The sequence below is a fragment of the Roseobacter sp. HKCCA0434 genome (genome assembly GCF_032464675.1).
GTDB lineage: Bacteria > Pseudomonadota > Alphaproteobacteria > Rhodobacterales > Rhodobacteraceae > Pontivivens.
Genome location: NZ_JAWDKL010000008.1, coordinates 53,136 through 65,354, shown reverse-complemented (window position 1 = coordinate 65,354; position 12,219 = coordinate 53,136). Strand labels below are relative to the sequence as shown.

The window sequence follows — 12,219 nt, the reverse complement described above, 5'->3', positions numbered from 1 at the left end:
GGGCCGGGGGGAAACCTCCGGCCCCTTTGCTATGCGAGGCTACGTGTCGTTTCGATGGCGGGGAAGGTGATCGCGGGTGCGAGCGGGATGTCGCGCGGAGCGACGACGCCGAAGCCCATCGCCTCGTAGAACGGCACGGCTGTCCGCGTGGACAGGCAGTCGAGCCGTGTGAGCCCCGCCGCTCGCGCTTTAGCGATCACGTGTTCGAGCAGACGGCGCGCGATTCCCCGCCGTAGCCGCTCCGGATCGCTCGCCACATGGCGCACATGCCCGACCGCTGCCGTCGTGACGAGCGCGGGCTGCGCGCGGCTGATGAGCGGCAAGGCGGTGAAGAGGACGGAGGGCGGGTAATCGGCGGCCAGCAGCCGTGGATAGGAGCGCGCCAGCAGCGCATCGATGCCCGGAATGTCGTCGGAGATGGCGGTACGGACCCGCATCGGTCGTCCCTCATTACAAAAGCGAAAGGGGCCGCACCTTGCGGTGCGACCCCTTCGTGAGAACCGTCGAGCGGTGGTCAGATCACTTGATCTTGCCTTCCTTGTACTCGACATGCTTACGCACGACGGGGTCGTACTTCCGTACGGACATCTTCTCCGTCATCGTGCGGCTGTTCTTCTTGGCTACGTAGAAATGGCCCGTTCCCGCGGTGGAGTTCAGGCGGATCTTGATCGTCGTCGGCTTCGCCATGATCCATCTCCTCAAACGGGGCGCGGCCCCATGCGATAGGGGTGGCCTCGGGCCACCCGCGAAAGTCAGGCCTGCTTCCTACACCCTGCCCCGGCGGTGTCAAGCAGTTCGCAACATCCGGAAATGCGATCGGTCGCCATCGTGGCTGAAGAAGGGAACGGGGCGTGATCCGTCCTTCAAGCGCGCGTCGACCTCGGCCAGGACGATCTCTGTGATGAACGGTAGTTCCAGCGCGCGCGCTTCGGCGAGGTCTACCCAGTGCAGGTGGGAAAGCTCGTCACAGGCACGGGAGAAATCGTCCGGATCGGTGGCGAGGTCCGCCGCCTCCGCCAGGAAGAAGCGCGCGTCGAAGCGGCGCGGACGGCCCTCGGGCGTGACGGCGCGGAAGATGAAGTCGAGCGCGCCCGCATCCGGCAGGAAGCCGCGTCCGACGAAATCCGCCCACTCGGCAGGCGGGTTCGGGGCGCCCTGCCCCGGCTGCCCGAGGACGAGACCGGTCTCCTCGTAAAGCTCCCGGATGGCGGCGAGGGCGAGGGGGACGGCGAGGCGGGGATCGGCGTGGAGGCCCAGACGCTCCCGCCCGGCCTCATCCAAGGGACGGGCGAGCGTGAGCTCGGCCCTGTCGGCCGGGTCCAGCGCGCCGCCGGGAAAGACGAATTTCGACGGCATGAACACCGCCTTCGCCCCGCGCTGGCCCATCAGCACGCGCGGCACGGGACCATCGCGGCGGACGAGGATGATGGTGGCGGCGTCGCGGATCGGGGGGGATGCGGTCATGCATCGACTATGGGCCGGGGCGCGGGCGGCGTCCAGACGGCGATCACTCCTGCTCCATCGCGTTCTCCCATTCGGCCAGGAACGTGCGGCGGTTCAACGGATCGAGCGCCACGATCAGGGCCGGGCCGAGGCGGATCGGGCCGAAGCCGGTATCGCTCGCCTCGCCTGCTCCGCGCAGAGGCGGCAACGGCCAGTCGCCCGCCTCCTCGCGCAGTCCGAGCGTGGCGAGCATGTCGATGAACGCTCCCGCGGCCTCCACCTCCTGCGCCTGCGCGGTGACGAGCGCGGTGCGCAGCATGACATTGGCGAAATCGGCGAGCCGGACGATCCGCAAGTCGGGGTCGGCCATGCCTTCGAGCCGATTGGCCGCGTAGCTGCCGAGCACGTTGTAGGCAAGCGCCAGTTCCCCCTTCGCGATGTCGTCGATCATCTGGCCCGAGCAGCAGTAGAGCTGCGGCCCCACGCGGCCCATCACCTCGGACAGGCGCCAATAGGCGTCGGTGGCGCGGGCGTCCTGCGTGGCGAACAGGTAGCCAAGGCCGCTTTCACGGACATCATAGGTCCCCACGGCCCCGGCGAAACGCTCGGGGCTGTCGCGCAGCAACGCCAGCAGATCCTGCCGCGTCCGGGGCATCGGCAGCCCTTCCATCTGCGACGCCGACAGCACCACCACCGCGGGCTCGGCGGTGAAGGCGAAGATCAGGTCACGCCAGCGCGCCCAGTCGGGCAGCGAGGCGGTCACGTCCGTGCGCAGCGGCTGGGCGAAGCCATCGTTGGCCAGCAGGAACTGCAAATCCATCGCCGAGGACAGCGCGAGGTCGAATTCCGCCCCGTCGCGCACCATCCGGTTCACGTCGACGGACGAGGCTACGGCGTAGTCCACCGTGATCTCCGGGTAGCGCTCGCCGAAGGCGCGCAGATAGGGATCGAACACGTCGAGATCGGCGGTCGAGACGATGCGCAGCACCCGCTCGCCCGTGCCGGGATAGCTGCGCCGATCCTCGATGACCTGGGCGGGCGCGATGGCGGCCCAGAGGCTCAGCCCGATGGCAAGACAAGCGAGACGCATGTTCCGGTCCCTCCCTCGTTGCAGTCCAGTTCGAGGCGTCCGCCGTGGGCGCGCATCACCTCATCCGCGATCGTTAGCCCGAGACCCGATCCGACGATGCCCTCGGTGCCGGGGCCCCGGCGGAACCGTTCGGTCAGTTCCATGACCGGCCCGTCGCCGAGACCCGGCCCCTCGTCCGTGACGGTCACGAGGGCGAGGCCATCCGTCGTCGCGGTCCTGAGCGTCACGGTCGTGTCCTCCGGCGAGTACTTCACCGCGTTGTCGAGCACGTTGCGCAGCGCGTTGTCGAGCAGCACGGCGTCACCCCGCACGGTGGCAGGGGCGGTTTCGAGCGTGATCGCGATGTCCTTCATGGCGGCAGTGGGATCGAGCGCCGCGGCGGCGCGGCTTGCGAGCGCGGCGAGATCCACCTCGTCCCGCGCCAGATGCTCGGCCCGGTAGGCGACGGTCGCATGGTCGAGGAGCTGACCCGCCGAGCGCGAGCTTTCGTCCACCGCCCGGATGATACGCCGCAGGCGGGTGCGGTCCTCGGGATCGTCCGTCGCACGCAGGGCAATCTCTGCCTGGGTGCGAACGGTGGCGAGCGGGGTGCGCACCCGGTGCGCGGCCTCGGCGATGAAATCCTCCGAGCGGCGGATCGACTGGCCCAACCGTTCCATCAAGCGGTTGAGCGACAGGACCAGCGGGGCGAGCTCCGTCGGGGCGGCGCGGCGCAGCGGGCGCAGATCGGTCGGCCCGCGCCGCGCGACGGCCTGCGCCACGTCGTTGAGCGGACGCAGCGAGGCCCGCGCGGCGACCGAGGACAGCACGACCGCCACGATGAAGAAGGCGACCGACAGGCCCGCGGCAAGGCGCGAGATCTCGCCCGCAATGGCCGCGACCCCGCCGCGGGTCTGCGCGACCGTCACCGTCACGCGCGTCGCGCGCGACCCGGTGAGGACCGGCCGGGTGACGGATGCGAGCCGCAGCTCCGATCCGCGATAGCTGCCCGTGTCGAAGACCGGCACGCCGGTCCGTGCGCCTTCGGTCGCGGGCTGCGGCAGGTCGGCATAGCCGGTCAGCATCGCGCCATCCGCCGTGACCTTGTAGAACACCCGATCCTGGCTGATCGCGCCCAGCATCGAGAAGGCGGAATAGGGCAGTTCCAGCCGGACCTCGCCCCCTTCCGAACGCAGGGTCTCGGCGATCGTCGTGGCGGAGGCGGCCAGGACGTTGTCCTGCGCGCGACCCGCGGCCTGCCGCGCGAGGCCGGTCACCATGCTCCAGCTCATGATCGACAGCAGCGCCGCGACGGCGGCGAGCAGGATGACGAGGCGTCGCCCGATGGCGCCGCGGCCGATCATGCCGCCGCGATCTCCATGCGGTAGCCCAGGCCGCGCACCGTCTCGATGCTCAGCCCCGTGCCCGCGATCCGGCGGCGCAGGCGGCCGACACAGACCTCGATGGCGTTCTCCGTCACCTCCGCGTCGTAGGAGAAGAGGCGGTCCATCAGTTGCGGCTTGGACAGGATCTGGCCGGGATGACGGGCGAAGATCTCCAGCAGCCGGATCTCCCGGTTGCGCAGCGCGGTGGAGCGGCCCTGATGGCTGAGCGTTCCCGAGAGCGGGTCGAACGTCGCCGCGCCCAGCGCGATCTGGTTGCGGGCACTGCCCCCGCGCCTGCGCAGGACGGCGCGACAGCGGGCCTCCAGCTCGACGAAGTCGAAGGGCTTGGTGAGGTAGTCGTCCGCCCCGCCATCGAGCGCGTCCACCCGATCGGAGACCTGCGAGCGGGCGGTCAGCACGATGACGGGGGTTTCGAGATGCACCCGGCTGCTGGCGAGGAACTCGCGCCCGTCGCCATCGGGCAGCATCACGTCGAGAAGGATCAGGTCGTAATCCGCCGCCGCCAGGCAATCGCGCGCTGTGGCGAGGTCGGGCGCATGATCGACCGCGTGACCGTCGAGCATCAGCCGTCGCAGGACGGCCTCGGCCAGCTCGGCATTGTCCTCGACCAGCAGGTATCGCACCTCAGGCCCCCTCCCCCGATAAGCGGCCCTTTTGTCAGGCTCGTGTCAGCTTCGTGTGATTTCAAGCCGAGCATGGGCGGCGCAAGTCCGCCTGTCAAATGGGAGGAAAGACATGACATTCACCATGACCCGCCGGGCCGTGATGGCCGCGGCCGTCGCGACCACCGCGCTGACCGGCACCGCCTTCGCGGATGCGCACCAGCAGCTCGACCAGCTGCACTTCATCATTCCCGGCGGCGCGGGCGGCGGCTGGGACGGCACCGCGCGCGGCACGGGCGAAGCCCTGACCGAAAGCGGCCTCGTCGGATCGGCCAGCTACGAGAACATGTCGGGCGGCGGCGGCGGCGTCGCGATCGCGCACATGATCGAGAACGCCGACAGCCTCGACAACACACTGATGGTCAACTCCACGCCCATCGTCATCCGCTCGCTGACGGGCGTGTTCCCGCAAAGCTTCCGCGACCTGACGCTGGTGGCCGGCACGATCGGCGATTACGCGGCCCTCGTCGTCCCGGCGGATAGCGAGATCGAGGACATGGCCGGCCTGCTCGAAGCCTATGGCGAGCAGGGCGACGATTTCGCCGTGGGCGGCGGCTCGGTTCCGGGCGGCATGGACCACCTCGTCGCCGCGATGGCGATGCAGGCGGCGGGCGAGGATCCCACCATGCTCAACTACATTCCTTACGATGCGGGTGGCGAGGCGATGGCGGGCCTGCTGTCGGGCGAGATCGACGCACTGTCCACCGGCTTCTCCGAGGCGATTGCGCTGGCAGACCAGGGCGAGGTTCGCATCCTGGGCGTGACCGCGCCCGAGCGTGTGGCCGCCTATGACAGCGCGCCCACGATGATGGAGCAGGACCTCGACGTCGAGTTCGTCAACTGGCGCGGCTTCTTCGCCGCACCGGGCACCGAGCAGGAGAAGGTAGACCAGTATATCGCCGCCCTCGAGGCGATGTACGAGACGGACGCTTGGGAAGAGGTCCGCTCGCGCAACGGATGGGTCAACATCTGGAATCCGGGCGACGAGTTCGAGAGCTATCTCGAAGGTCAGGAGCAGCAGATCGGCGACCTGATGCGGACGCTGGGCTTCCTCTGATTCGCTGACATGGACGGGCCGCGGGGGACATCCTCGCGGCCCTTTCCAATCCCGCGCGCCCTTCGAGCGGCGACGCGACCCGTTCACCTTTCAGACAGGAGGGCCCGTCATGGCGCTCGACCGCTGGATCGCGTTGATCTTCATCGCGTTTTGCTGTGCCTACGGCTATCTCGCCTTCTTCACGATGGACGGTCTGCTACCGCCCTTCATGCAGCGCAACCCCGTCTGGCCCTCGACCTTCCCCAAGGTGCTGTCCGTCATGGGCGTCATCGTCGGCTTCGTCGTCCTGCTGGGGCTCGAGAAGCCCGCGAACGATGCCGAGCCCTCGGCGATGGACATCAATTATCGCCGCCTGCACGAGTACAAACTGGGTCAGGCGCTGCTGCTCTTGGCATTGATGGTGGTCTACGCGCTGGCCCTTCGGCCCGCTGGCTTCCTGCTGTCTACGTCGCTCTTCCTGGTGCTCGGCAGCGCCATCCTGGGAGAGCGGCGCTGGCTGGTGATGATCGGCGTCGCCGCCGCCGCCACCGGGTTCGTCTGGTATCTGGTGCAGCAGGTGCTCGACATCTTCCTGCGTCCGTTTCCGTTTTTCATGGGGGTCTGAGAGATGCTCGAAGGTATCCTGATCGGCCTGGGGGCCGCATTCTCCGTCCAGAACCTGCTGATGGTCGTCGCCGGCTGCCTGATCGGCACCTTTATCGGCATGCTGCCGGGTCTGGGGCCGATGTCGATCATCGCGATCATGATCCCGGTCGCCATCACGCTGGGCGATCCGACCGCGGCGCTGATCCTTCTTGCGGGCGTCTACTATGGCGCGATCTTCGGGGGCTCGACCTCCTCGATCCTGCTGAACGCGCCGGGGGTCGCGGGCACGGTCGCGACGAGCTTCGACGGCTACCCGATGGCGCGCAAGGGCCAGGCGGGCAAGGCGCTGACCATCGCCGCCGTCTCCAGCTTCGCGGGCGGCACGATCGGGGCAATCCTGCTTGCCATCTTCGCCCCCGCGCTGTCGAGCGTGGCGCTCCTGTTCCATTCGGCGGAATATTTCGCATTGATGGTCGTGGGCCTGTCGGCCATCGCGGCCTTCGCGGGCACAGGCCAGGTCGCGAAGGCGCTGATGATGACGCTGCTCGGCCTGATCCTCGCCACCGTCGGCGAAGGCGCTCTCTTCAACATGCCGCGCTTCACGCTGGGCATGATGGACCTGCAATCGGGCATCAGCTTCATCACGCTCGCCATGGCGATGTTCGCCCTGCCCGAGGCGATCTTCCTGGTGCTCGATCCCAAACGCTCCAGCCGGGGCGAGGACTCGGGCGGTTCGGGCAAGATCTCGGACCTGCGCTTCTCCCGCGCCGAGGGCCGCGCGATCCTGCCGGTGATCGGTCGGCAGTCGGTGCAGGGCTTCTTCATCGGTGTGCTGCCGGGCGCGGGTGCGACGATCGCGTCCTTCCTCGGCTACGCGGTGGAGCGCAACATCGCGCCCGAGCATGAGCAGAAGGAGTTCGGCAAGGGCTCGGTGAAGGGTCTCGCCGCGCCCGAAACGGCGAACAACGCGGCCTGCACCGGCTCCTTCGTGCCGCTGCTGACGCTGGGCATTCCCGGATCGGGCACCACGGCGATCCTGCTCGGCGCCCTGATCGCCCTGAATGTCACGCCGGGTCCGCGTCTGATGACGGACGATCCGCAGATCTTCTGGGCGGTCATCATCTCGATGTATATCGGCAACCTGGTGCTGCTGATCCTCAACCTGCCGCTGATTCCCTATATCGCGAAGATCCTCGCGATCCCGCGCAACTACCTGATCCCGTTCATCTTCTTCTTCACGCTGATGGGGGCGTATATCGGGCAGAACAACTCGACCGAGCTGCTGATGCTGGTGGGCCTCGGAGTGGTGGCGACCATCCTCCGCTTCGCCGACTATCCGCTGGCGCCGCTGTTGATCGGATTCATCCTCGGCACGATGCTGGAGAACAACTTCGCGCGCTCGATGCAGCTCTATCGCGGGTTGGACTTCATCTGGGAGCGGCCGATGACGCTGGGCCTGCTGATCCTCGCGGCGCTGCTGGTCCTGCTGCCGAGCTTCCGCACATGGCGCGCGCGCAAGCGGGCCCAGGGCGTTGCCGATGGCAGCTGAGGCGCCGCTTGCGGGCACCCGCGTCCTCGACCTGACGAACGTGCTGGCGGGCCCCTTCGCCTGCCACCAGCTCGCCCATCTGGGAGCGGAGGTCATCAAGGTCGAGGCCGTCGGGCGCGGTGACCTCGCCCGTCAACTGGGGGCCGACCCGGAGCTGTCGGCCAAGGGGATGGGCGTCAGCTTCCTCGCCCAGAACGCGGGCAAGGCGTCGATGACGCTGAACCTCAAGGATCCGCGCGGCAAGGAGGCGCTGCGTGCGCTCGTCACCCGCGCGGACGTGCTGGTCGAGAACTTCCGCCCCGGCGTGATGGATCGGCTGGGACTGGGGCACGAGATCCTGCGCGGCGACAATCCGCAGCTGATCTACTGCGCGATCTCGGGCTTCGGCCAGACCGGGCCGTGGGCGGGGCGGCCCGCCTACGACCAGATCGTGCAGGGGGCTGCCGGCGTCATGGACGTGACCGGCACCGAGAACGGCGGGCCACAGCGGGTCGGCTACCCGCTCGCCGACACGGTTGGCGGTCTGACCGCGGCGATGGCGATCTGCGCCGCGCTCAACGCGCCCGAGCGGGGTGCCTTCATCGACGTCTCGATGCTCGACTCCGTGTTGGCGACGATGGGCTGGGTGGTCTCTAACCACCTGATCGGAGGGGTGACCCCCACCCGCAACGGCAACGAGAACCCGACCTCCGCCCCCTCCGGGGCCTTCCAATGCGCGGACGGGCTCATCAACATCGCCGCGAACGAGGAGCGTCAATGGCAGGCTCTCGCCCGTCACCTGGGCCGCGACGAGCTGCTCGACGGCGCGGAATTCGCCACCCGCGAGGATCGCAAGGCCAACCGGCTGCGCTTGAAGGCGGAACTGGAAACGGTGCTGACTACCCGAAACGCGCGCGACTGGGCGCGGGAGCTGAACGCGGCGGGCGTTCCGGCAGGCGCGGTGATGTCGGTGCCAGATATCCTGACCCATCCGCAGGTGGCCGGGCGCGACCTGCTCGCGCGGTTCGAGGACGTGCCCGGCCTCGACCGCGCGATCGACCTGATGCGCGTCGGCGCGTCGATCGACGGGGCGCGGCCGTCGGTGGCGGCCCCGCCACCCGCCCTCGGCGCCGATACGGACCGTATCCTGACCGAACTCGGCTATCCGCCGAAGGAGATCGCAACCCTGCGCGAGGAGGGCGTGATATGAGCGACGTCGCGGACTGGTGGCGCACGGCCATCATCGACATGGAGCCGGGTCGCATTGCCCTGCGCGGCCAGCCGGTCGAGGAACTGATCGGGCGGACCGGCTTCGCCGAGATGATCTGGCTGATGGTGACGGGAGAGCGCATCGACGGCCCCAGGGCGCGCCTGTTCGAGGCGGCGCTCGTCGCGGCGGTCGATCACGGGCCCCAGGCGCCCTCCATCGCCGCCGCGCGCATGGCCGCGACCTGCGGCGTAGGCCTGCAATCGGCGATGGCGAGCGGGATCAACATGCTCGGCGACGTGCATGGCGGCGCGGGGGAGCAGGCGGTCGCGCTCTACCGCGCGGTCGCGACTGCGGGGATCGACCGGCTGGGCGAGACGCTCGACACATGGCGGGGCGAGCACGGCAAATACCTGCCCGGCTTCGGCCACCGCTTCCACAAGCCGGTCGATCCGCGCGCGCCGCGCCTGCTGCAGCTGGTCGACGAGGCCGCCGAAACCGGGGCCGTGGCGGGCGACGTGGCGACGATCGCCCGTGCGATCGAAACACATCTCGCCGCAGAACGTGGCGCGCCGGTGCCGATGAACATCGACGGCGCGACCGCGGTCATCTACGCGGAACTCGGGTGCCCCCCGCCGCTGGCCCGCGGTTTCTTCGTCCTGTCCCGCTCCGTCGGTATCCTGGCGCATGTATGGGAGCAGACGGAACAGGGCGGCCGCAACAAGGGGCCGACCCCGCCCGCCCATCGCTGGACCTACGACGCCGGCTAGTCGCCGTCCGAGCCGAAGCCATGCATCCGCTTGGCCCATTGGAAGGCCACGAAGACGCCCTTGATGCGCGGCAGGAACCACAGCGACAGCAGCACGATACCCAGCGAGAACCCCACCGCCATCACCCAGGGCTCGGGGCGGAACAGCTCGTAAACGATGATCATCGCGGGGGCGAGCACATGTCCCGTCAGCACCATCGTCGCCCAGGCCGGTCCGTCATCGGCGCGGTGGTGGTAGAGCTCCTGCTCGCAGACCGGGCAATCGTGCCGTACGGTCAGATAGCCGTCGAACATCGGTCCGGACCCGCAATTCGGGCATTTGCGCTGCCAGCCCAGCCGCACGGCGGGGCCGACGGGCCGCTCCAGCGAGGAGGTATCGATCTGGCGCTCGGTGTCTTTCATGAAACCTCCGTATCGCAACGTCCCGCCACCCGCACTCGGACAAGCTGCCCCGCGACCGCGTGTCGCGCAGGATTTTTTTTGCGTCAAGTGCGACGGACCGGCCGCCCTCCGCCCGTATCAGGGGCAGAACGGCGGCGGATCGCCCCGTTCGTGTTCCACGAGAGGATGACGACATGAGTTCGACGATCAAGACCGGATTTGCCGCCCTGCTGGTCACGATGACGCTTGCCGGGACCGCGAGCGCGCAGCCCTTCGACTTCGACAGCCTCGATGCGGACGGCAATGGCGAGATCACGCAGGCCGAGCTGGACGCCCACCGCGCCGCGCGGTTCGCCGAAGCCGATACCAACGGTGACGGGGAGCTGGATGCGGCCGAACTGGCCGCGATGGCCGAGGCGCGCCGGGCCGAACGGGCCGCGCGGATGGTCGCGCGGGCGGATGCGGACGGCAGCGGCGGCATCAGCCTCGACGAGATGCCGGGCAGCGACCGGCGCGGGGACCGGTTCGAGCGGATCGACGCGAATGGCGATGGCGCGATCAGCCGTGAGGAGGCGGAGGAGGCCCGCGGGCATCGCCGCGGTCACCGCGATGGACGCCCCGGTCGCGGCTGACGCGCCGCACGACCGACTGGACGGACCGGCCCGCATGGCGCAGCCTGCGGGTCGGCCAATCGCGAGGCACGATGACCAAGGACGCCAGACTGGACGATGCCGACCTGATGGCGGGTTTCGCGGCGGGCGATCAGGCGGCGGCGCGCGAACTCGTCGCACGGCACCTGCCGCGGGCCCTGTCGGTGGCCTCGCGGATGCTCGGCGACGGGGCGGAGGCACAGGACGTGGCGCAGGAGGCAATGGTGAGACTGTTCCGCATCGCGACCGAGTGGCAGCCCGACCGGGCCCGCGTCGGGACCTGGCTCTACCGTGTCGTCTCGAACCTGGCCATAGACCGGCTGCGGTCCCGGCGGACCGAACCGCTCGACGCGGCGGACGAGCCGTCGGACGACGGTCCCGCCCCGGTGGACGGGTTGATGGCGCGGGACCGGGCCGCCGCCCTGCATCGGGGTCTGTCCCGCCTGCCCGAGCGGCAGCGGCTCGCCGTGACTCTGCGCCATATCGAGGAACTGCCCACCCCCGAGATCGCCGCGATCATGGACCTCTCGGTCGAGGCGGTGGAAAGTCTGCTGGCACGAGGCCGCCGCGCGTTGACACGTGAGCTCGCCCCGCACCGCGATGCGATAGGATTCGAAGGATGACGAAAGCTGACGACATCGGCAGCTCGCAGGATGACGGGCTCGACCTCTTCTTCGCGCAGGCGCGCGCCGCGCGGCCCGAACCTGGCGACGACCTCGTCGCGCGGGTTCTGGCCGAGGCGGGCGAGATCGGCGCGGAGCATGCGCGGAGGTCCGCACCGCCCGCGGCACCGCCTCGGTCACGGTGGCGCTGGCCGGCCTGGGCGGGGGATGTGCGGCTCGCCGGCGGCGCGCTCGCCGCGAGCCTGGCCTGCGGTCTCTGGATCGGCGCGACCGGGACGGTCGAGCTTCGGGGCTACGACGACCCCGTCGCGTCCGCCGACCTGCTGCCGGAACTCGAATACGCCTATCTCGATCTGGAGACCGCGCAATGACCTGGACCCGTATCGCGCTGATCGTCTCGCTGGCGGTCAATCTGCTGATCGTCGGCATCGTGGCGGGTGACCAGTTCCGCGACCGCGGTGCGCCGCGGATCCCGGTCACGCCGGACCTGCGCGCGACGATCGCCGCCTTGCCGCCGGCGATGCAGGACGACCTGCGCGCAGCCTTGCGCGAAGCGGTGCCCGACCGTCGAGAGATGGGGCGGGTGAGACGGCAGGAGGCGCGCGACTTCGCCCGCCTGATGCAGGCCGATGAGGTGGACCGCGCCGCGCTCGAGACCCTGCTCGCACGACGCAGCGCCGGGATGGACGCGATGCGCGCGCGCGTGCAGGAGCGACTGGTGGATGCGCTGGTCTCGCTCGACCGGGAGGAGCGGCTCGCCCTGCTCGATCGGCTTGCGCGGATGCGCGGCCCCCGAGACGGGCAAGAGGGCGGGTAGAGGTCGCTTGCACAGATCGGTG

The 12,219-nt window shown here is 69.4% G+C and carries 16 protein-coding genes; 9 read left to right on the top strand and 7 right to left on the bottom strand.

Translation table 11 applies throughout. The features are described from left to right. Nucleotides 1-29 precede the first annotated feature (29 nt). From RX333_RS07060 to RX333_RS07035, 6 genes are all read right to left on the bottom strand, one after another. Nucleotides 30-437, bottom strand: a complete 408-nt coding sequence (locus RX333_RS07060) for a GNAT family N-acetyltransferase (protein ID WP_316014222.1) — start codon at nt 435-437, stop codon at nt 30-32. Between the two features lie 82 nt (nt 438-519). Beyond that, nucleotides 520-687 (bottom strand): 50S ribosomal protein L33, encoded by a 168-nt coding sequence (gene rpmG / locus RX333_RS07055; protein ID WP_316014221.1) that lies wholly within the window; start codon nt 685-687, stop codon nt 520-522. A 99-nt stretch (nt 688-786) separates the two neighbouring features. After that, entirely contained in the window at nt 787-1,464 is a 678-nt protein-coding gene (locus RX333_RS07050; protein ID WP_316014220.1) for an NUDIX hydrolase, read from the bottom strand. 43 nt (nt 1,465-1,507) lie between these two features. Next, the gene (locus RX333_RS07045; RefSeq protein ID WP_316014219.1) at nt 1,508-2,533 is read right to left on the bottom strand and encodes an ABC transporter substrate-binding protein; all 1,026 of its coding nucleotides are present in this window, start codon (nt 2,531-2,533) and stop codon (nt 1,508-1,510) included. Further along, nucleotides 2,503-3,876, bottom strand: coding sequence for a sensor histidine kinase (locus tag RX333_RS07040; RefSeq protein ID WP_316014218.1), 1,374 nt, complete (start codon nt 3,874-3,876; stop codon nt 2,503-2,505). The genes RX333_RS07045 and RX333_RS07040 overlap by 31 nt, the downstream gene beginning before the upstream one ends. Continuing rightward, nucleotides 3,873-4,541 carry a response regulator transcription factor gene (locus RX333_RS07035; RefSeq protein WP_316014217.1) on the bottom strand — a complete coding sequence of 223 codons (669 nt, stop codon included), beginning with the start codon at nt 4,539-4,541 and terminating at the stop codon, nt 3,873-3,875. The genes RX333_RS07040 and RX333_RS07035 overlap by 4 nt, the downstream gene beginning before the upstream one ends. A 112-nt stretch (nt 4,542-4,653) precedes the next feature. Here RX333_RS07035 and RX333_RS07030 point away from each other — a divergent pair, with 112 nt between their 5' ends. From RX333_RS07030 to RX333_RS07010, 5 genes are all read left to right on the top strand, one after another. Beyond that, entirely contained in the window at nt 4,654-5,637 is a 984-nt protein-coding gene (locus tag RX333_RS07030; RefSeq protein ID WP_316014216.1) for a tripartite tricarboxylate transporter substrate binding protein, read from the top strand. 109 nt (nt 5,638-5,746) lie between these two features. Next, the gene (locus tag RX333_RS07025; protein ID WP_316014215.1) at nt 5,747-6,241 is read left to right on the top strand and encodes a tripartite tricarboxylate transporter TctB family protein; all 495 of its coding nucleotides are present in this window, start codon (nt 5,747-5,749) and stop codon (nt 6,239-6,241) included. A gap of 3 nt (nt 6,242-6,244) precedes the next feature. Next, nucleotides 6,245-7,771: a tripartite tricarboxylate transporter permease gene (locus RX333_RS07020; protein WP_316014214.1), complete on the top strand. Its 1,527-nt coding sequence runs from the start codon at nt 6,245-6,247 to the stop codon at nt 7,769-7,771. Beyond that, nucleotides 7,761-8,960 (top strand): CoA transferase, encoded by a 1,200-nt coding sequence (locus tag RX333_RS07015; RefSeq protein ID WP_316014213.1) that lies wholly within the window; start codon nt 7,761-7,763, stop codon nt 8,958-8,960. Before RX333_RS07020 ends, RX333_RS07015 begins: the two co-directional genes overlap by 11 nt. Next, complete coding sequence (locus tag RX333_RS07010; RefSeq protein ID WP_316014212.1) at nt 8,957-9,727, top strand: citryl-CoA lyase; 771 nt, start codon at nt 8,957-8,959, stop codon at nt 9,725-9,727. The genes RX333_RS07015 and RX333_RS07010 overlap by 4 nt, the downstream gene beginning before the upstream one ends. Here the strand turns inward: RX333_RS07010 and RX333_RS07005 are convergent. Further along, nucleotides 9,724-10,128 (bottom strand): DUF983 domain-containing protein, encoded by a 405-nt coding sequence (locus tag RX333_RS07005; RefSeq protein ID WP_316014211.1) that lies wholly within the window; start codon nt 10,126-10,128, stop codon nt 9,724-9,726. The genes RX333_RS07010 and RX333_RS07005 overlap by 4 nt on opposite strands. Nucleotides 10,129-10,301: 173 nt before the next feature. On the opposite strand from RX333_RS07005, the gene RX333_RS07000 reads away from it, so the two are divergent. Genes RX333_RS07000 through RX333_RS06985 form a run of 4 tightly spaced genes read left to right on the top strand, consistent with a single transcriptional unit; the run spans nt 10,302 to nt 12,197 of the window. Next, complete coding sequence (locus tag RX333_RS07000; RefSeq protein WP_316014210.1) at nt 10,302-10,739, top strand: calcium-binding protein; 438 nt, start codon at nt 10,302-10,304, stop codon at nt 10,737-10,739. Next, entirely contained in the window at nt 10,736-11,380 is a 645-nt protein-coding gene (locus tag RX333_RS06995) for an RNA polymerase sigma factor (protein WP_316014273.1), read from the top strand. Before RX333_RS07000 ends, RX333_RS06995 begins: the two co-directional genes overlap by 4 nt. Beyond that, nucleotides 11,377-11,751: a hypothetical protein gene (locus RX333_RS06990; protein ID WP_316014209.1), complete on the top strand. Its 375-nt coding sequence runs from the start codon at nt 11,377-11,379 to the stop codon at nt 11,749-11,751. The genes RX333_RS06995 and RX333_RS06990 overlap by 4 nt, the downstream gene beginning before the upstream one ends. After that, nucleotides 11,748-12,197, top strand: coding sequence for a periplasmic heavy metal sensor (locus RX333_RS06985; protein WP_316014208.1), 450 nt, complete (start codon nt 11,748-11,750; stop codon nt 12,195-12,197). Before RX333_RS06990 ends, RX333_RS06985 begins: the two co-directional genes overlap by 4 nt. Nucleotides 12,198-12,219: the final 22 nt, after the last annotated feature.